The sequence below is a fragment of the Allobosea sp. genome, from assembly GCF_036675845.1.
Lineage (GTDB): Bacteria > Pseudomonadota > Alphaproteobacteria > Rhizobiales > Beijerinckiaceae > Allobosea.
This window is the reverse complement of sequence record NZ_JAKFED010000155.1, coordinates 1-17145: the sequence shown is the minus strand read 5'-3', so window position 1 is coordinate 17145 and position 17145 is coordinate 1. Positions and strand designations below refer to the sequence as shown.

Genomic DNA, 17145 nt, shown 5'->3' with positions numbered 1-17145 from the left:
CGCGCGAGGCGTCAGGCCGCAACCGCTGCGGCGCGGCGCGTGGCCCAGGGCCAGAGCACGCCGACGGCAAAGCCGGTGACGAGCCAGAGCGCGGCCTGGATGGCGAGCGAGAGCGCCGCGAAATGCGCCGCGATCTCGGCCGGCACCTTGCTCTCCGGCGCGGCCGGATGCGGGGCCCCGATCAGATGCGGCACCAGGATGGCGACGATCGCCAGCACTCTGAGCCAAGGCGCTTCCAGGCGCAGGAAGACGAAGAGCCCGCCGGCGGTGACGAGCGCGGTCGCAATCCACCAGAGCTGCCGGAGCTGCAACTCGGCCGCGGCGCTGCCCGGCAGTTCCGGCGCGAGACCGGTCGCCGGCACGAGGCCGAAGGCGAGGAAGCCGCAGGCCGCCCAGATCAGGGCCCGGCGTTCGTCGATGCGCTCGTTCGCCGCGATCATCCCGGCGAGCAGCAGCGCGGCGAAGCCGATCGCGGTGCCGACCGTCACCAGGCTGGTGAAGGCGGTGCGCTGTAAGCCGTCCTGCGGTTTCCAATCATGCTCGCCGATGTGCTCGGCGCCGGCGGCCGGGTGGTTGTGCACCAGGACGATCCGGGCGCCGTCGGAGAACGCAGCGCGCATCGGTGCCGCGCCCTGCCGCTGCGCCGCCTCGTAGCTTTCAGCCTTGAGGATCAGCGGCGTCGTGGTGAAATGCTGCAGGGTCGAGACCAGGAGCCCAGCCAGAAGCCCGGCCAGAAGACTGACCGTGAGAACACGTGTGACCATGATGCTTCCCCGTCAGTGGCAGGGGAAGGCGAGGCCGTGGCGCGTGTCGTGCGCCGCGTTGTGGACATTGGCCGAGGCGGCGAAGCCGACGGTATAGATCAGCACGAAGCCGAGGATCAGCGCGGCGGCGACGGCTTTCGCCCGTTCGGAGACGCTGGCCTGGCTGGTGACGGTAGCCGTATTCATCTTGCTTCACTTCCTGGCCACCCCACCGGCAGCCTGTTGGACGACATCGAACGACGGCAGGTCTCCTGGCTCACGGCTTGGTGTCCTGCTCCGCCTTCCCGGGAAACCCAGTGGCCGATGGCGCAGGACGCGCCGCTTACAGTTGCGGGGGCAGCCGCGGCATCGCACCGCGTTCCCTTTTCACCTCGTCGCCGAGGCACCGTCGCCAGGATCATTAGCCATGTGGCGGGTGGTGTGCAATGCAGGACACCGTCATTCTCGGGCGGAGCCCTCGGGTCCGACCTTCAGTCGGCCCAAGGATAAACTCCGCGCAGATCCGGGAAGCTCCGGCAGGAGATGGTCGGCTCGAGGCCGACCATGACGCGGAGTTCACGCGCCATGACCATTCCCCCGCTCACCCTCGTCCTCGGAGGCGCCCGCTCCGGCAAGAGCCGGCATGCCGAGGCGCTGGTCGAAGCCTTGCCGCCGCCCTGGGCCTATATCGCCACCGCGCAGGCCTATGACGACGAGATGCGCGCGCGGATCGCCGAGCATCGCGCCCGCCGCTCGCCGGACTGGCGCACGGTCGACGCGCCGATGGCCTTGCCCGAGGCGCTGCGTGCGGTGCCGGCCGGGCGGCCCATCCTGGTCGACTGCCTGACGCTCTGGCTGACCAATCTCATCCTCGCCGAACGCGACATCGCCATCGCGACCGGCGAACTGATCGCCGCCTGCCGCGAGGCTTCGGGGCCGGTCGTCCTGGTTTCCAACGAGGTCGGCCTCGGCATCGTGCCCGAGAACGCTCTGGCGCGTCGCTTCCGCGACGAAGCCGGACGTTTGCACCAGCGCCTTGCGAGGCAGGCCGACCGCGTGGTCTTCATGGTCGCCGGTCTGCCGATGCAGGTGAAATAGCAGAGTGAAACGATGAAGATCGATGAAGCCGAAGCCGCCCGCCACAAGGCGAAGATGGAAAAGCGCAAGGCGGTCCAGGACGCCGAGGTCGCCGGCAAGACGGTCGAGAAGGGCCTGCTGATCGTCAATACCGGCCCTGGCAAGGGCAAGTCGACCGCCGCCTTCGGCCTGATTCTGCGGGCACTCGGCCATGGCTGGCGCATCGGCGTCGTCCAGTTCATCAAGGGCGCCTGGTCGACTGGCGAGCGCAAGGCGCTGGAGGCCTTCGGCGAGCAGGTCTCCTGGCATTCGATGGGCGAGGGCTTTACCTGGGAGACGCAGGACAAGGCGCGCGACATCGCCGCCGCCGAGCGCGCCTTCGCCAAGGCGAAGGCGCTGATGGCTGATCCGGATATCCGCCTGCTGGTGCTGGACGAGCTCAACATCGCGCTGCGCTACGATTATTTGCGGCTCGCCGAGGTGGTCGAGACGCTCCGCCAGCGCCGGCCGGGCCTGCACGTCGTCGTCACCGGCCGCAACGCCAAGCCGGAGCTGATCGAGGCCGCCGATCTGGTGACCGAGATGACGCTGGTGAAGCACCATTTCGCGGCGGGGGTGAAGGCGCAGGAGGGGATCGAGTTCTGAAGGCTCAGGCCGGCGCGATGACTGCAGCGCCTCGGCGCCATGGGGCACCGCCGATGCATTGAGTCGGCGATCGAACGTGGCGAGCATGCCGCCATGTTTGACCGCGAGCGCGAGCAAATAGGTATCAGTGTTCTGGCGCGAGCCAAGAATCGCATCCAAATTGATCAGATCGGAATCGAGTAGGCTGACGTCATCTGGCCAGAAGACGTGGCCGGGTACGCTGCGAAGGTCGCGCAGAAGCGCGGCGATTCTCGCAGGTGTCCCAGAGCCACCTTCAAACGGGTAAGCAGAATTACCGAGAATGCGGATCACCCCGTTCTCGATGATCGGGCATGTCGCCCACCCCTCCGAGCAATGGGTTTCGAACCAACGATGGGCCGTTTGATGGCCGACATGCTTCGGGTCGATCATGGCGATCAGCACGTTGACGTCGAGGAGAAATATCACCTATCGTCGTCGTCGCGCAGGGCGTTGACAAGTTCCATTGTGACCGGCGGTCCGCCTCGTTCAGGGAGCAAGGGGAAGCCGTTCCGCCGATCAATCCGCTGCTCTGTCGGCAGCGATCTCCGCGCCAACTCGGATATCACCTCGCCGACCGACCGCTTCTGATCGCGCGCCAGCTTCTCGGCTGCGCGCACCACATCCTCATCGATCGTGACATGAGTTCCCATGGCAGGTCTTCGTTCAGCTCACCTGGGCAATATAACGCCTTCTGCGCTGCAAAGTAAGGCGACCACGGACTTAGACGGTGATGGTAAGGCAGGCTGCCGCGCCCAGCCCCGCCAACCCCCACAACAGCAGGCAGGCGCGCCGGTAGAGGAGAAGCGCCCGCCGGATGTCGGCTGCGTTCGCCTCGGCCCGGCCATCGCCCATCCAGCCATCCTCGACCCTGACCGCGCCGTACACACGCGGCCCGGCGAGCCGCAAGTCCAGCGCGCCGGCCATCGCGGCTTCCGGCCAGCCGGCATTGGGCGAACGGTGGCGCCCGGCATCGCGGCGGACCGCGCTCCAGGCGGCGAAGGCGTCGGCGTCCCGGGTCAGCGCTGCGGCTGCGACCAACAGCAGCGCGGTCAGCCGCGAGGCTGGCAGGTTGACGAGGTCGTCGAGCCGCGCTGCCGCCCAGCCGAAGGCGAGATGGCGCGGCGACTTATGGCCGATCATCGAATCGGCGGTGTTGATCGCCTTGTAAAGAGCAGCCCCCGGCAGGCCGCCGAGGCCGAGCCAGAAGGCGGGGGCGACGATACCGTCGGAGAAATTCTCGGCCAGGCTCTCGATCGCGGCCCGGGCGACGCCCGCTTTATCGAGGCTCTCCGGATCGCGCCCGACGATCATCGAAACCGCCTTGCGGCCCCCGGTCAGCCCGTCCCGCTCCAGCCCCTCGGCGACGCGCGCGACATGCTCGTGCAGGCTGCGCTGCGCCAGCAATGTCGAGGCGAACAGGGCGAGCGGCAGCAGCGCCCAGGCTCCCGCGAGACGGCAGAGCCAGAGCAAAGCGAGCGCCGCGGCCAGCGTGACGGCGAGCAGGATGGCGAGCGTCGCGATGCCGGCCAGACGCCGCACGGCGAAGGAGGCGTTCTCGCGGTTCAGGCCGTGGTCGAGCCCGGCGATCAGCGCGCCGATCCAGGTGACGGGGTGGCCGATCCATGCGTACAAGCGGCCCGGATAGCCGAGCCCCGCCTCGATGATCAGGGCGGCGAGCAGGAGCGGCAAGGTGTCGGGGAAGATCATGGCGGATGGAGCCGGGGCGGGAGAGGCGATCTGGCATGGCGGCGATCTCGCCACGGCCAAGGCGCTCTTTCCCGAAGCGCCCGAGCCCTGGATCGATCTCTCGACCGGTATCAACCCCATCCCCTATCCGCTTCCGGCGCTGCCGTTAAGCCTGTGGCAGCGCCTGCCCGGCGCGCGCGACGAGGCGGCGCTGCTGGCGGCGGCGCGCAGGGCTTATCGGGTCCAGCCGGCAAGCGGCATCGTCGCGGCGCCCGGCACGCAGATCCTGATCGAATTGCTGCCGCGCCTGGTCCCGAAGGCACGCGTCGCCGTGCTCGGGCTGACCTATGGCGAGCATGCGCTGGCCTGGCGCAAGGCGGGGTGCGAGGTCGGCGAGATCGCGGAACTCGCCGAGGCCGGCGGCGCCGATGTCGTGGTGGTGGTCAATCCCAACAACCCCGACGGGCGCGTCGTCGATATCGCCGCGTTGACCGCGCTGGCAGGGCGCCTCGCGGCGCGCGGCGGCCTGCTGGTGATCGACGAGGCTTTTGCCGATTTCCAGCCCGGGGCCAGCCTGGTGCCGGCGCTGCCTGTTGGGGCGCTGGTGCTGCGCTCCTTCGGCAAGGCCTATGGGCTCGCCGGCCTGCGTCTCGGCTTCGCCATCGGCGAGGCGCGCCATGTCGAGGCGCTGCGTGGCATGCTCGGCCCCTGGGCGGTGGCTGGGCCGGCGCTGCAGATCGGCGCGCAGGCCCTGGCCGATACCGGCTGGCTCGCGGAAACGGCCCGCACGCGGGCTGCCGACTCGGCGCGGCTCGATGCCGTGCTCGCATCGCATGGCCGCATCGTCGGCGGCACGGCACTCTATCGCCTGTTCGAGACACCGGCCGCTCCGGCGCTGTTCGAGCGCCTCGGGCGGGCCGGCATCTATGTCCGGCGCTTCCAGTTTGATCGCTCGCGGCTCCGCTTCGGCCTGCCTGGCGATGAGGCAGGCTGGGCGAGGCTAGCCAAGGTGCTTGCCGCCGAGGGCGCGGGGCGCTGATTGCGGCTTTTCGCGAGAAGCGCGGGCCGGGTCTTCCGCAGCGTTTGACTCAGGCCGGCTTCGCCGCCTGAGGGCGGGTCACGATCGCGATCCCGGCGACGACCAGGGCGAAGCCGAGGGCGTGGTAGGGCGCCAGCCTTTCGCCGAGGAAGACCGTCGCCAGCACGGCGCTGAAGATCGGCAGCAGGTGCATGAACATGCCGGTCCGACCCGGCCCGAGTACCGCGACCGAGCGGTTCCAGAAGATATAGGCCAGGATCGACGGGAAGATCGCGAAATAAAGGATCGCCCCGGCATTGGCCGGGGTGAGCGCGAATCCGCCCCGGGCCTGGTATTCCCAGGCCACCAGCGGCAGGTGGAAGAGTACGCCGAAGGCGACGGTGACGCCGAGCAGCGCCATCGGGTCGAGCCCGAGCGGCCGCCAGCGGATCAGCACCGTGTAGAGCGCCCAGAAGCTCATCCCGACCAGCACGAGCAGGTCGCCGCGATTGGGCGAGAAGCCGCGCAGCGCCGCAAGGTCGCCGCGCGCGATCACCACGGCGGCGCCCGCCAGCGAGATCGCCACGCCGAGGATCTGCCGGGGCGACAGCCGCTGCTTCAGGATCAGGAAGGCGAGCAGGAAGGTCGCGATCGGCAGCAGCGAGTTGACCAGCGCGCCATTGACCACGGTGGTGTGATGCAGCGCCGCATAGACGAAGCAGTTGAAGGCGGTGACGCCGATCAGGCCGAGGAAGGCGAGGAAGGGCAGGTTGGCCCGGATACGCGGCCATTGCGCCTTGATCGGCGGCAGGCAGAAGGGCAGCAGGATCAGAAGCGCCACCACCCAGCGCCAGAATGACATCTGGAAGGGCGGGATGGCGTCGCGCATGGCGCGGGCGAACAGGAAGTTGCCGGACCAGAACAGCGGCGGCAGGGTCGCCAGCCACCAGGCCGAGGCCGGGATGGCCGGGTTCTTGACGGGGATCGTCGTCACGCCTTCGTCCGCAGTTCGGTATAGCGCCCGAGCATGACGTTGATGCCGACCGCCAGCATGAAGACGATGATCAGCAGGGCGTACATCTTCGGCATGTCGAAGGTCGCATAGGTCCGGATCACCGCATAGCCCAGCCCCTGATTGGCGAGCTTGGTCTCGGCCAGCAGCGTGCCGATGATGGCGACGCCGAGCCCGATCCGGATGCCGTTGATCACCGGCGCGCGCATCGCCGGCAGGTAGATCTTCGAGGTCATCTGCCAGTTGGTCAGGCGGAAGCTGAGGCCGACGCGGATCAGCACCTTGTCGATCTCGCGCATGCCGCCGGCGACGCTGATCGCCACCGGGAAGAAGCATGAGAGCGCGCCCATCGCGACCTTCGAGCCCGGCCCGACGCCGAACCACATGATCAGGATCGGGAAGAAGATGATCTTCGGCGTCGGGCCGAGATAGTGCAGGAAGGGCTCGTAGGCCTGCTGCAGGAAGCGGCTCTTGCCGAGCGCCATGCCGGTGAGGATGCCGGCGCCGCCGCCGATCACGGTCGCCAGCGCGACCTCGCCGGTCGTGATGCCGAGATCGGCATAGAAGGACCGGTCGAGCAGGACGAGTCCGAGCTCGCGCACGATGAGGGTGAGGGAGGGGACCACGTCCTTGTAGAGCAGGCCGGACTGGGCCATCCCCTCCCAGAGCAGCAGCACGGTGGCGATGATGGCGACGCGCGTCAGCATGACCGCGCGGGCCTCGTCGGCGACGGGGCTGCGGGCGGCTGTCGTTGCGGTCGTCATCGTCATCGCAATGGCCTGCTCAAACTACCGTCAGCGCGGCGGGATCTGGATCAGCTCGGCGAGCTGTTCCTTGGTCAGCGGCTGCGCCGTGTATTTCAGCGTCACCGCATCGGGGACGATGGTTTCCAGCCCGACGACCTTGTCGGGGTCGATCGCCGCCTTGGGGAAGAAATCGTCGCGGGTGCGCTTGGCGATCGCCTCCGGGATGCCGACGAAATCGGCATAGTGCTTCAGCGCCGCCGGGTCGGAATACATCGCGTCGACCGTCTCGCGATAAGCCTTCATGAAGCGCTCCAGCACCGGCTTCTTCGACTGCAGCGTCGCGGTGTTGGTGACGAGCAGTCGGACCGTCTGGCTCTTGAAGGCCTTGGTGTCGTTGCCGGTGGCGATGACGCGGATCTCGCCCTTGTCGAGCTGCTGCAGGCCGAAGGGCGGCGCCGACCAGCCGACATCGACCTGGCCGGACATCACCTGCGTCAGCGTCGAGGCCGGGCCGCCGGTCGCGGTCGGGCGCGGCTTGATGTTGTTCTCCTTGATGTAGGCGTTGACCACGCCATGGGTCGAGGAGCCGTTGGTCGAATAGGCGACGGTCTTGCCGTCGAGATCCTTCAGCGTCTTGACCGGCGAATCCGCCTTCACATACCAGAACAGGTCCTGGCCGCCGGTGGTCTCCGCGCCGATGATGCGGATTGGCGCGCCCTTCGAATAGGCGCCGAGGGCACCCATGATGCCGACGGCGACGCCGATGTCGACGCTGTTGGAGAGCACCGCCTGCTGCGTCTCGCCGCCGCCCTGGGTGTAGAGCATCTCGAGCTCGAGCCCGTGCTTCTTGAAGATGCCGAGCCGGGTGCCGATCTCGGAAACCGAGGTGTCCCAGTTGCCGCGCTGGCCGATGGCGAGCTTGAGCTTGTCCTGCGCCGCGGCCGGCAGGGCCATGCCGGCGACGAAGCCGAAGGCGGCCAGCGCCAGCCCCAATTGCCTGAATCCTGTCATCTCATCCTCCCTTTGTCGCATCGTCTGGCGATGCGTTGTTGGTTCGGCGCCCGCACTCGCCGCTCTGCGGCGGTTTCGCGGGCACGGGCGCCGCTTGCGAAATCAGATCTTGAACCCCTCCAGCGTCGCGGGATGGAACAGCTCCTCGACGCCGAGCTGGCGCGGCGACAGGCCCTGCCGGTGATGGGCCTTGAGGAAAGCATCCAGCACCTGCCGGTTCGGCGCAACGCCATAGGACCAGAAGTCCGGGCCGAGCAGCGCGCGCGCCGCCTGCAACTGCTCCTCGACGAAGGGCAGGGTGACCTTGGTCGCCGAGGTGTCGGAGAGCTTGACCAGGGCCATCGCCTTCGACTGCTCGAAGGCCTTGAGCAGCGCCGCCGGCAGCCAGGGCTGCGCCTCGACGATGGTCTTGCGCACGCCGACGGTATGCATGATCGGGAAGATGCCGGTGCGGCGGTAATAATCGCTTGCGGCCGCCGTCGGGTCGGCAAAGAGCCGGCCGACCTGCGGATGGCCCTGGTCGAAGCAGGAGGGCGAGCGCGGGCCGATGAAGCCGTCGATCTCGCCTGCGGCCAGCATGGCGTTGAGCGAGCGGTCTGCCGGGGCCTGTTCGAGCCGGATATCGGCCGGCAGTTCGACCTTGATCTTCTCGGCCCGGCCGGGCTGCTCGATGCCGCCGCGCACCCAGGTCACGTCGGAGGGCTTCACGCCGTAGTCCTGCTCCAGCATGTCGCGGATCCAGACGCAGGCGGTGAGCTGGTATTCCGGACAGCCGATGCGCCGGCCCTTAAGATCCTCCGGCTTTTCGATGCCGCGGTCCTTGCGGACGAAGATGCCGGTATGGCGAAAGGCGCGCGAAAGGAAGGCCGGCACGCCGACATAGGGGTTCGTGCCCTGCGCGGTCTTGACCGTGAAGCTCGACAGCGAGGCCTCGCAGACGTCGAATTCGGCGTGGCGGAAGGCGCGGAAGAATATCTCCTCCGGCGCCAGCGTCATGAACACCGGATCGACGCCGTCGATCTGCACGGCGCCGTCGATCAGCGGGCGGTTGCGGTCATAGTCGCCGATGGCGATGGACAGGCGCAGTTTCGACAAACCATCCTCCCGGCGAGCTTTGCGAGCCCCGCCATTTCGGCCAGCATGCCGCCGGCCGAGGGGAGCGACAAAGACTTCCGCTGGCTGACTGGGAGACGCGTCCGATATGGCAGGGCTGCGCGGCCGGGGCTTGACGAGCGAGGCTGCATTCCCAGAGTTGGCTTGAACGCAGGAAGCGATTGCGGCGCGCCGCAACTCGCCCCTACGCGCCGTCATTCCGGCCGGAGCGAAGCGCAGCGCCGGAATCCATCGAAGGGCGCTGTCCTCTACGATGGATTCCGGAGCGGCGCGGCTTCGCCGCTTGTCCGGAATGACGGCTTTGAGGAATTCGACGTGGCGGCACCCCCTGCCCACGCAATGACCGGAGACGAAGACATGCAGCCCTGGCCGAAGCAGAACGCCCTGACCATCGGCTTCGGCCATGCGGCCTACCAGCTTCGGGACGAGTATCTGGCGCGGCGCGGCCCTGCGACGAGCTTTGAGGTCCGGACCGTCGACGAGTTGAAGGCGCGGGCGCATGAGGCCGATGTGCTGGTCGTCTCCGGGCTCTGGCGCAACGAGATGCTCGACCTCGCCGGCAAGCTGCGCTTCATCCAGTCGGTCAGCGCCGGCACCGACCAGTTCGACAAGCAGCGCCTTGCCGGAGCCGGCATCCGCCTCGCCAGCGGCCAGGGCTGCAATGAGCGCGCCGTTGCCGAGCACGCCATGTCGCTGATCCTGGCGCTGGCGCGCCAGCTCCATTTCGCCCGCGACAACCAGGCGAAAGCCTTCTGGCGGCCGATGATCGGCGACCGGGCCCGGCGCGAGGACGAACTCGGCGGCAAGACGCTGGTCGTGGTCGGCCTCGGCCGCATCGGCCTGCGCCTCGCAGGCCTCGCCGCCGCCTTCGGCATGCGCGTCATCGGCGTGCGCCGCCGCGGCGGCAGCGAGCCCGGCATCGACAGGATCGTGCCGCCGGGCGAGATCGCCACGGTGCTGGCCGCGGCCGACATCGTCGCGTTGACCTGCCCGCTGACGCCGGAAACCGAGGGCCTGATCGGCGCCGCCGCGCTTTCGGCGATGAAGCCCTCCGCCTTCCTGATCAATGTCGCGCGCGGCCGCGTCGTCGACGAGGCCGCGTTGATCGAGGCGCTGACGGCCGGCCGTATCGCCGGCGCCGGCATCGACTGCGTCCACGAGGAGCCGCTGCCGGCGGATTCGCCGCTCTGGCGCCTGCCCAACGCGCTGGTGACGCCGCACAGCGCCGGCGAGACGCGCGCCTATGAGGGCAATGTCATCGACATGCTGCTCGACAATCTCGGCCGGCTCGAGCGCGGCGAGACGCAATTGTTCAATCAAGTTGTGTGAGGCGCAGGTGGTGTGAGGCGGGCTGCGCCAGATCAGCCGATGCGCCTGGCGAGCGGCCCGAGCGATTCGAGCAGATGCTCGGTCACCGAGCCGAGGAAGCGCTCCATCGCCTCGTTCTGGCGCGAGGCCTGGCCGCCGGCGGCGCGCACCAGATAGAGCGTGCGCTTGACCGGCAGGTCGACGACGCGCCGGCCGATCAGCTTGCCGGCCTTCAGTTCCTCGATCGCGGTGCCGTAGGGCATCATGCTGGCGGCCGCCCCGCGCACCACCAGCGTGCGCATCGCCGGGATCGACTGCGCCTCGTAGAGGATGCGCAGCGGCAGCGCGAAGCGCTCGGCCGCCTGCTTCAGCAGCCTTTGCACCATGTCGCGCTCGCCGGCCTGGACCAGGTCATGCTCGAGCGCCTCGGCGAGCGTGATCGTCTCCGGCACCGGCTCGGGGCCCGGCGCCGTGACGAAGAGCAGCTCTTCCTCGAGGATCGGCTTGCGCTCGATGCCGGGCCGGTCCTCGACGCCATAGGCGAAGGCGATGTTGACCTCGCCGCGTTCCAGCGCCTGGACGAGGACATGGCTGAGTTCCTCGACCAGGCTGAGCGAGACGGTGGGGATGTCGTTCTTGGCGTCGACCAGGAGGTCGGGGCCGATCTGCAGCATGATGCTCGGCGTCAGGCCCAGGACGAGCGTTTCCTGCTCGCTGCCGGAGAGCGCGCAGATATCGCGGCGCGCCTCCTCGACATCTTGCAGGATGCGCGTCGCCCGTTCGAGCAGGAGCTTGCCGGCGGCGGTCAGCACGACGCCGCGCGAATGCCGGAGCAGCAGCTCCGTCTTCAGGTCCTGTTCGAGCTGGCGAATCTGCAGGCCGAGCGCCGGCTGCGCGACATTGAGCTGTTCTGCCGCCCTCGTGATGTTGCCGACCTCGGCGATTTTCACGAAGTAGCGGAGTTGGCGAAGATTGATCTGGGCCTCCCGGGCGTCGTTTGCGCGCTTTCCGTTCGGCCGGCACTATGCTGCCTGCCACCCGCGCCAACAAGCCCGTGCCGGCGCGGCCTACTGTGCCGGCCGGAGCCAGCGCTCCATCCGCTCCAGTGCGGCGAAGATCACGACGCTGACCAGGATCACGAAGATGATGGTCGCGAACATGCCGGGCAGATCGTAGCGCTCGGCGAGGTCGTTGATGAGCTGGCCGAGCCCGCCGAAATTGATCAGGAACTCGACGCCGACCAGGTTGATCAGGGCGAAGATCAGGCCGAGGCGCACGCCGACGAAGATGGTCGGCACCGCCGCCGGCAGCAGGATCATGCGGAATTGCTGCGCGGGCGTCAGGTTGTAGCTGCGCCCGACATTGATCAGGCTCTTCCTGACTCCGTTCAGCCCCTCCAGCGTCTTCAGGATCACCGGTCCGAGGCCGGCGGCGAAGCCCATGGCGACGATGGTCGCGGCGCTGCGTCCGAAGATCACCAGGAACAGCGGGTAGGCGAGCACGATCGGCGCCGCGGCCACTGCCGCGACCCAGGGCTCGGTCGCCAGCCGCAGAATGCGGAAACGATAGAGCAGCATGCCGAGCCCGATGCCGACGATGGCGACCAGCAGGCTGGCGGTCAGCGCTTCCGCCCCGGTCAGCAGCAGTCGGCGCGCCAGCTCCTCCTCTCTGAACAGTCGCCCGAAGCTGCCGAACACGGCCGAGGGCAGCGGGATGACGAAGGCGTTCAGGATCTGCAGGCGCAGCAGGATCTCGACCAGGCCGAGGAAGAGGCCGAGCGTGGCGAGGCCGACGAGAATGGGCGGGATGCGGGCGAGGGCCACGGCGTCAGCGCCCTTGGCGCCCGAGCGCCCCCTTTTCCGATTCGGCCATGCCGCGCGAGGCTTCCTCGCGCAAATCGTTCCAGATCTCGGCGACATAGCGGCCGAAGGCGTCGCTGCCGACGACGTCGCCGCGCCGCGGCCGCGGCAGCCGGATGTCGACGATGCGTTTCACCTTGCCCGGACGGAAGGTCATGATCACCACCCGGTCGGAAAGCTGCACGGCTTCGGTGATGTTGTGGGTGATCAGCAGGGTGGTCTGCTTCAGTTCCTGCTGGATGTTCAGCACCTTGTCGCCGAGCAGCAGCCGCGTCTGCTCGTCGAGCGAGGCGAAGGGCTCGTCCATCAGCAGGATCTTCGGCTCGAAAACCAGGGTCCGGGCGATGGCGACGCGCTGGCGCATGCCGCCCGAGAGCTCGGAAGGGTAGCGCTGCTCGAAGCCGGCGAGCCCGACCATGTCGATGAACTTGCGCGCGGTCGCGTGCCGCTCGGCCTTGGCGATGCCCTTCACCTCCAGCGGAAAGGCGACATTGTCGATCACCGTGCGCCAGGGGAAGGTCGACTCCTCCTGGAAGACCATGCCGATCGCCGGATGCGGCCCGCTGACCGTCTCGCCGGCGACCGAGACCGTGCCGTCATAGCCGCCGACCAGACCGCCTAGGATGTTGAACAGGGTCGACTTGCCGCAGCCGGACGGGCCGATGATCGAGACGAACTCGCCGCGCTCGATCGAGAGCGAGACCCGGTCGACCGCCGTGATCGTGCCCTCCCGCGTCTGGAAGCGCATGCTGACATCGTCGAGGACGAGGTCGTTCGGCGTCTGGCTCGAGGCCAGTCGCAGCCTGGCGGTCGAGGCGGTCATGTCGGTCCCGTTTCCTTGCGTTTCGCCGGTCATCGCGGCGCCCGCCGGCCGCCCGCATGCAAGCGGGCCCGGAGCGGCGTGGCGGCGGTGGCCGTCAGCAGCGGCGGCATCGTTTCATCCCCTCATGGCGCTCTTGGCAATGGCGGCCGATCTTGCGCCAAGCCTAGCGAGGGCAGCGGCTCCCGGTCCAAGACTATCTCGCTTGACCTCCCAAACTTTTACGGAGGGGCGCTCAGCCAGGGTGCGCTCGCCGCGCCATGGTCTATACTTGGCCGGCGCAATGTGGCGCGCGGGGACGATTCGCGCATGGCCGACCCGAAAGACGGCGCGGAGGATGGCGCCGAGCTGCCGCTCTCGACCAGCGTCGGCTATCAGCTGCGCATGGCCCACCGGGCTACGCAGCGCTACCTGCAGGAGCGGATCGAGCCGCATGGCGTCACCCTCGGCATGTGGTACTTCCTGCGCGTGCTCTGGCAGGAGGACGGGCTGACCCAGCGCGAGCTCTCGCGCCGGATCGGCACGATGGAGCCGACGACGCTGAGCGCCATCGCCAGCATGGAGAAGAGCGGCCTCGTCGTGCGCGAGCGCAACGCCGTCGACCGCCGCAAGCTGCATGTCCGGCTGACGCCGAAGGGCCGGGCGTTGAAGCCGCAGCTCCTGCCGCTGGCGGTCGGCGTCGTCGAGAAGGCCACGGAAGGCTTCTCCGCGCAGGACCGCGAGCGCTTCCTTGCCTATCTCGGCATGGTCCAGCGCAATCTCTCGGAAGCGCCGGCGGAGCAGGTCCCGGTCGAGGCCTGAGCCGGAGGGCGCGGCGGCCGCCGGCCGCCGCAAACTTCACCAGCGCGGGCGCGGGCCATAGGCGCCGTCGCAGCTGACCAGCGGTCCGCCGGGATAATAGTCGTCGATGATGATGTCGGGGCGCGGGCAGCCGCCCTGGCTGCGTGCGGCGCGCCGCCTGGGAGCATAATGGCCGTCGCGTTCGGCCATGGCGGTGCGGGCGACGGGGCGCTGGACAGGGGCGGGGGCGGCGAGCGCCGGCGCTTCCAGGCGCGGCGCACGGGCGCGCTGCGGCGCAGGAGCCGGCAGGGGAGCCGGCACCGGCGCCGGCGGATTCTGGGTCAGGCGCGGCCGTGCCGCCGGCAGCGGTGCAGTGGTGACCTCGGCGGCCTCCTTGTTGGCGCCGCTCTGCGGAGAGGCCGCGACCACGACATCCTCGGCGGTGGCGCGCACCAGCTTGGAGACGCCGGTGTCGAGCGCGATGGTCCGGAACGGCGTGTTGCCGCAGCCGCCGCAGCGCGCCGGGTCGATAGGCACGAGGTCGACGCGGGCCTTGCCGCTGTCGGCGCTCTGCCCCTCGCCGGCTGCACGCGCCGCGATCACGATCCGGCCGGCGTCCTCGAGCTGCTGCTCGATCAGGGCGGTGCGCAGGCCGCGCGCCCGGCGATAGTTGACGACCTCATCGCCCCCTGAGACCAGGATGGCGAAGGCGGCGCCCTTGGGGACGTTGCCGCGGAATTCGTTGCGCAGGCGGCCGATGGCGCGCTGCGCCTCGGAGGTGACCTCCCAGCTGCCTGGCGCGAAGGGGATGGCGCCCGTCGTCATGATCTCGCGGGCTGCCTGCACTACGCCGATGGTGACGGTGCGCGCCGAGAATTCGAGGCGCAGCGACTGCGGCCGTTCCGCGATCTTCGGCATGCCGGAAGCGACCGGCTCGTCGATGGCCGGCATCGGGTTGGCGGCGGCGCCGTCGCGGTCGGGCTGGGCCAGCGCGGCGCCGGCCGAGACGAGGATGGCGAGGGCGGCGACGGCGAGGCGCCGGCGGGTTTCGACCCGGGCGCCGATCACGGTGGCAATGTCGTTCTGGAAGCCCATTTCGGGTCTCCTCGTTGAGGGTGCGAGCACGTTGCCTGTCCCTTGGCCGGCTCTGGGCCGCTTTCGCAGATCGCGGCTTTCAGGTCCCGGACGTCGCTACCTTCCGTAGTGTTACCAAGAAAAGTTTCGGTCTTCGCGAAAAGGCGGCTGACGCATGCAAGGCTCGGGCAACGCCATTGCTGCGTCCGCTCGGCTGAGGGCTGGCCGCCGCATTGTCGAGGCAATATGACTATGCGACAAGACAACAAGGGGGATACGATCGTGAAGATCGCAGATAATCACCACGAAAACGTCGAGCTTCATCAGAACATGTCGCGCCGGACACTGGGCGGACTGTTCATGGCGCTGCCTTTGCTGGCTGCCGTGCCGGCGCTGGCGCAGACCGACCAGGCCGCGACCAGCATCCTGCGCTCGCTCGCCCCGCATGACCGCCGCCCCGGCGCAAGGCGCAGCGCCCCGGTGCCGCGCCGCGTCCGCACCCGTTCCGGCGGTGTCGTCCAGGAGATCGAGATCGATCTCAGCCGCCGCGTCGAGGTCACCGTCTTCTTCGACAACGACTCCGCGGCGTTGCGTCCGGGTGCGCAGCAGGCGCTGCTGCGCCTTTCGGTGGCGCTGCGCGATCCGATCCTGGCCGACCAGACCTTCCTGATCGCCGGCCATACCAGCCAGGACGGAGACTACGACTACAATGTCGAGCTGTCGCGGGACCGCGCCGCTTCCGTCCGCAGCTGGCTCACCGGCTATGGCGGGGTCGACGGCAACCGCCTGCAGGCGCATGGCTTCGGTCCCGACATGCTGCGCAATCCGCGCAACCCCTATTCGCCGGTCAATCGCCGCGTCGAAGTCATCGCCATCACCGGCTGATCCGCCGGTCGCCTTTCCGCTTCAACCGCCTGCCTCCAGGGGTAACCACCATGGCCTTCTTCAAGCGTCTCATGCTCGGCCTCGCGCTGCTGCTTTCCTTCGCAGCCGCCGCCAGCGCCCAGTCCACCAACTCCCGCATCAACCTCTTGGTGATGTCGGACGACGCCGACCCCGATACGGTGCCGCGCAACAACCGCATCTTCAACCGGGTCCAGCTCCAGCTCTCGGAGTATCTCAACACCCGCGGCTTCCAGGTCTATGACGAAACCAGCCTGGCGCTCGGCATCACGCCGACCGGCCGCGTCCGCCGCCGCGACGCCGAGCTGATCGAGATCGCCCGCTCCGTCTCGACCCCCGTCGATGCGATGGTGGTCTACCAGATCTACGCTTCGGCGCGCCGCTCGGTCGCCGCCGACATCCGCTTCCCGGAGATCCGCATCGCCGGGCGGGTGCTGAACGTCCGCAGCGGCCAGTTCATCGCGGCCTTCGAGGTCGGCGGCTTCCAGCTGCCGGCCCTGCCGAACCCCTGCGGTGCCGAGTGCCTGCTCGAGACAGTCGGCACCCATTCGCGCGTGCTGGCCACCGATCTCGGCGCGGCCATCGCCCAGAAGCTCGAAGGCTTCGCCCGCCAGCCCGGAGTCGGCGCCAGCGTGGGCAAGGACGGCGGCGTCGGTGGTGGCATCGCGGTCGCCCAGGGCGATGGCTGCGCCAACCTGCCGACCGATTTCGAGATCCAGCTGCGTGAGTTCACCACCTCCGAGGTCGACCGGATCGAGAGCGAGTTCGTGCGCTGGGGTTGCTATCGCAGCCACCGCACCGTGCGGATGACCGGCAACTCGGCCGACTTCTTCTACAGCACCTCGTCGGACTCCGCCCGCCTGACCCGCAATTTCCGTCTGATGATGGAACTGGTCGGCCTCAACGGGCAGATCACCTTCTCCGGCAACCGCCTCATCGTCAGCAAGGTCGCGACCCGCTGACGATTTGACACAAAAGGCTGCCGGGTAACCATTAATCCCGGTCCAGCTATACAAGAACGCCACCCGGTCGACAGGGGCCGGGTGGCTTGATATTTTAATTATGGCAGAAATTTGCATTGTGGACGGCGCAGGCGGAAGGGCTGGGTTTCCGCTTCTCGCGATCGCGCCCGGTGCTGGATGCGGGCGATAGTCAAATGGATTGGGGCATCGACCCGGCAAGGGTCGCGGAGATCGGCACGATTGCCTCTTCGCGCCGTTTCTCCGCCCGGGATACCGAGAAGTTCGTCCTCGCGATCACTGGCGGGGGCTCGGAGAACGCCGACCTCCCGCTCTGGGACATGCTGCAGGTGCTGTTCGCACTCGGCGC

General features: G+C 68.6%; 19 protein-coding genes, 1 pseudogene and 1 riboswitch. Of the genes and pseudogenes, 7 read left to right on the top strand and 13 right to left on the bottom strand.

Features of this window, described 5'->3' with window-relative positions; all coding sequences use genetic code 11:
• Nucleotides 1-11: 11 nt before the first annotated feature.
• Both V6M56_RS17510 and V6M56_RS17505 read right to left on the bottom strand, forming a co-directional pair.
• Complete coding sequence (locus V6M56_RS17510; RefSeq protein ID WP_332685441.1) at nt 12-764, bottom strand: CbtA family protein; 753 nt, start codon at nt 762-764, stop codon at nt 12-14.
• Between the two features lie 12 nt (nt 765-776).
• Nucleotides 777-950, bottom strand: a complete 174-nt coding sequence (locus V6M56_RS17505) for a CbtB domain-containing protein (RefSeq protein ID WP_332685440.1) — start codon at nt 948-950, stop codon at nt 777-779.
• A gap of 38 nt (nt 951-988) precedes the next feature.
• Nucleotides 989-1169, bottom strand: a riboswitch (cobalamin riboswitch).
• Nucleotides 1170-1328: 159 nt separating this feature from the next.
• On the opposite strand from V6M56_RS17505, the gene cobU reads away from it, so the two are divergent.
• Together cobU and cobO are read left to right on the top strand one after the other, a co-directional pair.
• Nucleotides 1329-1841, top strand: a complete 513-nt coding sequence (gene cobU, locus V6M56_RS17500) for a bifunctional adenosylcobinamide kinase/adenosylcobinamide-phosphate guanylyltransferase (RefSeq protein ID WP_332685439.1) — start codon at nt 1329-1331, stop codon at nt 1839-1841.
• A 12-nt stretch (nt 1842-1853) separates the two neighbouring features.
• Complete coding sequence (gene cobO / locus V6M56_RS17495) at nt 1854-2465, top strand: cob(I)yrinic acid a,c-diamide adenosyltransferase (protein ID WP_332685438.1); 612 nt, start codon at nt 1854-1856, stop codon at nt 2463-2465.
• 24 nt (nt 2466-2489) lie between these two features.
• Here the strand turns inward: cobO and V6M56_RS17490 are convergent.
• The 3 genes and pseudogenes from V6M56_RS17490 to cbiB all read right to left on the bottom strand — a co-directional run.
• A pseudogene (locus tag V6M56_RS17490) lies at nt 2490-2912 on the bottom strand (TA system VapC family ribonuclease toxin); the annotation flags it as partial.
• Nucleotides 2909-3136 carry a CopG family transcriptional regulator gene (locus V6M56_RS17485; protein WP_332685437.1) on the bottom strand — a complete coding sequence of 76 codons (228 nt, stop codon included), beginning with the start codon at nt 3134-3136 and terminating at the stop codon, nt 2909-2911. The gene V6M56_RS17485 and the pseudogene V6M56_RS17490, both read right to left, overlap by 4 nt.
• 70 nt (nt 3137-3206) lie before the next feature.
• Nucleotides 3207-4193, bottom strand: a complete 987-nt coding sequence (gene cbiB, locus V6M56_RS17480; protein WP_332685436.1) for an adenosylcobinamide-phosphate synthase CbiB — start codon at nt 4191-4193, stop codon at nt 3207-3209.
• On the opposite strand from cbiB, the gene cobD reads away from it, so the two are divergent.
• A complete protein-coding gene (gene cobD / locus V6M56_RS17475) occupies nt 4177-5211 on the top strand; it encodes a threonine-phosphate decarboxylase CobD (protein WP_332685435.1) in 1035 nt (344 codons plus the stop codon). The two genes, cbiB and cobD, sit on opposite strands and share 17 nt — an antisense overlap.
• A gap of 49 nt (nt 5212-5260) precedes the next feature.
• Here the strand turns inward: cobD and V6M56_RS17470 are convergent, their stop codons facing one another.
• The 4 genes from V6M56_RS17470 to V6M56_RS17455 form a co-directional block, all read right to left on the bottom strand.
• Nucleotides 5261-6184, bottom strand: coding sequence for a DMT family transporter (locus V6M56_RS17470; protein ID WP_332685434.1), 924 nt, complete (start codon nt 6182-6184; stop codon nt 5261-5263).
• Nucleotides 6181-6972 carry an ABC transporter permease gene (locus tag V6M56_RS17465; protein ID WP_332685433.1) on the bottom strand — a complete coding sequence of 264 codons (792 nt, stop codon included), beginning with the start codon at nt 6970-6972 and terminating at the stop codon, nt 6181-6183. Before V6M56_RS17465 ends, V6M56_RS17470 begins: the two co-directional genes overlap by 4 nt.
• 24 nt (nt 6973-6996) lie before the next feature.
• Entirely contained in the window at nt 6997-7959 is a 963-nt protein-coding gene (locus V6M56_RS17460) for an ABC transporter substrate-binding protein (RefSeq protein WP_332685432.1), read from the bottom strand.
• A 102-nt stretch (nt 7960-8061) separates the two neighbouring features.
• Nucleotides 8062-9054, bottom strand: a complete 993-nt coding sequence (locus tag V6M56_RS17455) for an ABC transporter substrate-binding protein (RefSeq protein WP_332685431.1) — start codon at nt 9052-9054, stop codon at nt 8062-8064.
• A gap of 375 nt (nt 9055-9429) precedes the next feature.
• Here V6M56_RS17455 and V6M56_RS17450 point away from each other — a divergent pair, with 375 nt between their 5' ends.
• Nucleotides 9430-10401: a D-2-hydroxyacid dehydrogenase gene (locus tag V6M56_RS17450; protein ID WP_332685430.1), complete on the top strand. Its 972-nt coding sequence runs from the start codon at nt 9430-9432 to the stop codon at nt 10399-10401.
• Nucleotides 10402-10433: 32 nt separating this feature from the next.
• On the opposite strand, the gene V6M56_RS17445 is transcribed toward V6M56_RS17450, so the two are convergent.
• The 3 genes from V6M56_RS17445 to V6M56_RS17435 all read right to left on the bottom strand — a co-directional run bounded on the left by V6M56_RS17445 (nt 10434) and on the right by V6M56_RS17435 (nt 13062).
• Nucleotides 10434-11357: a LysR family transcriptional regulator gene (locus V6M56_RS17445; protein WP_332685501.1), complete on the bottom strand. Its 924-nt coding sequence runs from the start codon at nt 11355-11357 to the stop codon at nt 10434-10436.
• 90 nt (nt 11358-11447) lie between these two features.
• Nucleotides 11448-12203: an ABC transporter permease gene (locus V6M56_RS17440; RefSeq protein ID WP_332685429.1), complete on the bottom strand. Its 756-nt coding sequence runs from the start codon at nt 12201-12203 to the stop codon at nt 11448-11450.
• A gap of 4 nt (nt 12204-12207) precedes the next feature.
• On the bottom strand, nt 12208-13062 hold the full coding sequence (locus tag V6M56_RS17435; protein WP_332685428.1) for an ABC transporter ATP-binding protein: 855 nt from the start codon (nt 13060-13062) through the stop codon (nt 12208-12210).
• A 306-nt stretch (nt 13063-13368) separates the two neighbouring features.
• Here V6M56_RS17435 and V6M56_RS17430 point away from each other — a divergent pair, with 306 nt between their 5' ends.
• The gene (locus tag V6M56_RS17430; protein WP_332685427.1) at nt 13369-13860 is read left to right on the top strand and encodes a MarR family winged helix-turn-helix transcriptional regulator; all 492 of its coding nucleotides are present in this window, start codon (nt 13369-13371) and stop codon (nt 13858-13860) included.
• Between the two features lie 36 nt (nt 13861-13896).
• Here V6M56_RS17430 and V6M56_RS17425 read toward each other — a convergent pair whose 3' ends face one another.
• Nucleotides 13897-14934, bottom strand: coding sequence for a hypothetical protein (locus V6M56_RS17425; RefSeq protein ID WP_332685426.1), 1038 nt, complete (start codon nt 14932-14934; stop codon nt 13897-13899).
• Nucleotides 14935-15195: 261 nt separating this feature from the next.
• On the opposite strand from V6M56_RS17425, the gene V6M56_RS17420 reads away from it, so the two are divergent.
• Complete coding sequence (locus V6M56_RS17420; protein WP_332685425.1) at nt 15196-15798, top strand: OmpA family protein; 603 nt, start codon at nt 15196-15198, stop codon at nt 15796-15798.
• Nucleotides 15799-15848: 50 nt separating this feature from the next.
• Nucleotides 15849-16778, top strand: coding sequence for a hypothetical protein (locus tag V6M56_RS17415; protein ID WP_332685424.1), 930 nt, complete (start codon nt 15849-15851; stop codon nt 16776-16778).
• Nucleotides 16779-17145 lie beyond the last annotated feature (367 nt).

Bases quoted from the DNA above. Each gene is read 5' to 3' on its own strand.
- V6M56_RS17510 (WP_332685441.1), bottom strand. From the start codon at position 764: ATGGTCACACGTGTTCTCACGGTCAGTCTTCTGGCCGGGCTTCTGGCT.
- V6M56_RS17505 (WP_332685440.1), bottom strand. From the start codon at position 950: ATGAATACGGCTACCGTCACCAGCCAGGCCAGCGTCTCCGAACGGGCG.
- cobU (WP_332685439.1), top strand. From the start codon at position 1,329: ATGACCATTCCCCCGCTCACCCTCGTCCTCGGAGGCGCCCGCTCCGGC.
- cobO (WP_332685438.1), top strand. From the start codon at position 1,854: ATGAAGATCGATGAAGCCGAAGCCGCCCGCCACAAGGCGAAGATGGAA.
- V6M56_RS17485 (WP_332685437.1), bottom strand. From the start codon at position 3,136: ATGGGAACTCATGTCACGATCGATGAGGATGTGGTGCGCGCAGCCGAG.
- cbiB (WP_332685436.1), bottom strand. From the start codon at position 4,193: ATGATCTTCCCCGACACCTTGCCGCTCCTGCTCGCCGCCCTGATCATC.
- V6M56_RS17465 (WP_332685433.1), bottom strand. From the start codon at position 6,972: ATGACGATGACGACCGCAACGACAGCCGCCCGCAGCCCCGTCGCCGAC.
- V6M56_RS17460 (WP_332685432.1), bottom strand. From the start codon at position 7,959: ATGACAGGATTCAGGCAATTGGGGCTGGCGCTGGCCGCCTTCGGCTTC.
- V6M56_RS17450 (WP_332685430.1), top strand. From the start codon at position 9,430: ATGCAGCCCTGGCCGAAGCAGAACGCCCTGACCATCGGCTTCGGCCAT.
- V6M56_RS17435 (WP_332685428.1), bottom strand. From the start codon at position 13,062: ATGACCGCCTCGACCGCCAGGCTGCGACTGGCCTCGAGCCAGACGCCG.
- V6M56_RS17430 (WP_332685427.1), top strand. From the start codon at position 13,369: ATGGCCGACCCGAAAGACGGCGCGGAGGATGGCGCCGAGCTGCCGCTC.
- V6M56_RS17425 (WP_332685426.1), bottom strand. From the start codon at position 14,934: ATGGGCTTCCAGAACGACATTGCCACCGTGATCGGCGCCCGGGTCGAA.
- V6M56_RS17415 (WP_332685424.1), top strand. From the start codon at position 15,849: ATGGCCTTCTTCAAGCGTCTCATGCTCGGCCTCGCGCTGCTGCTTTCC.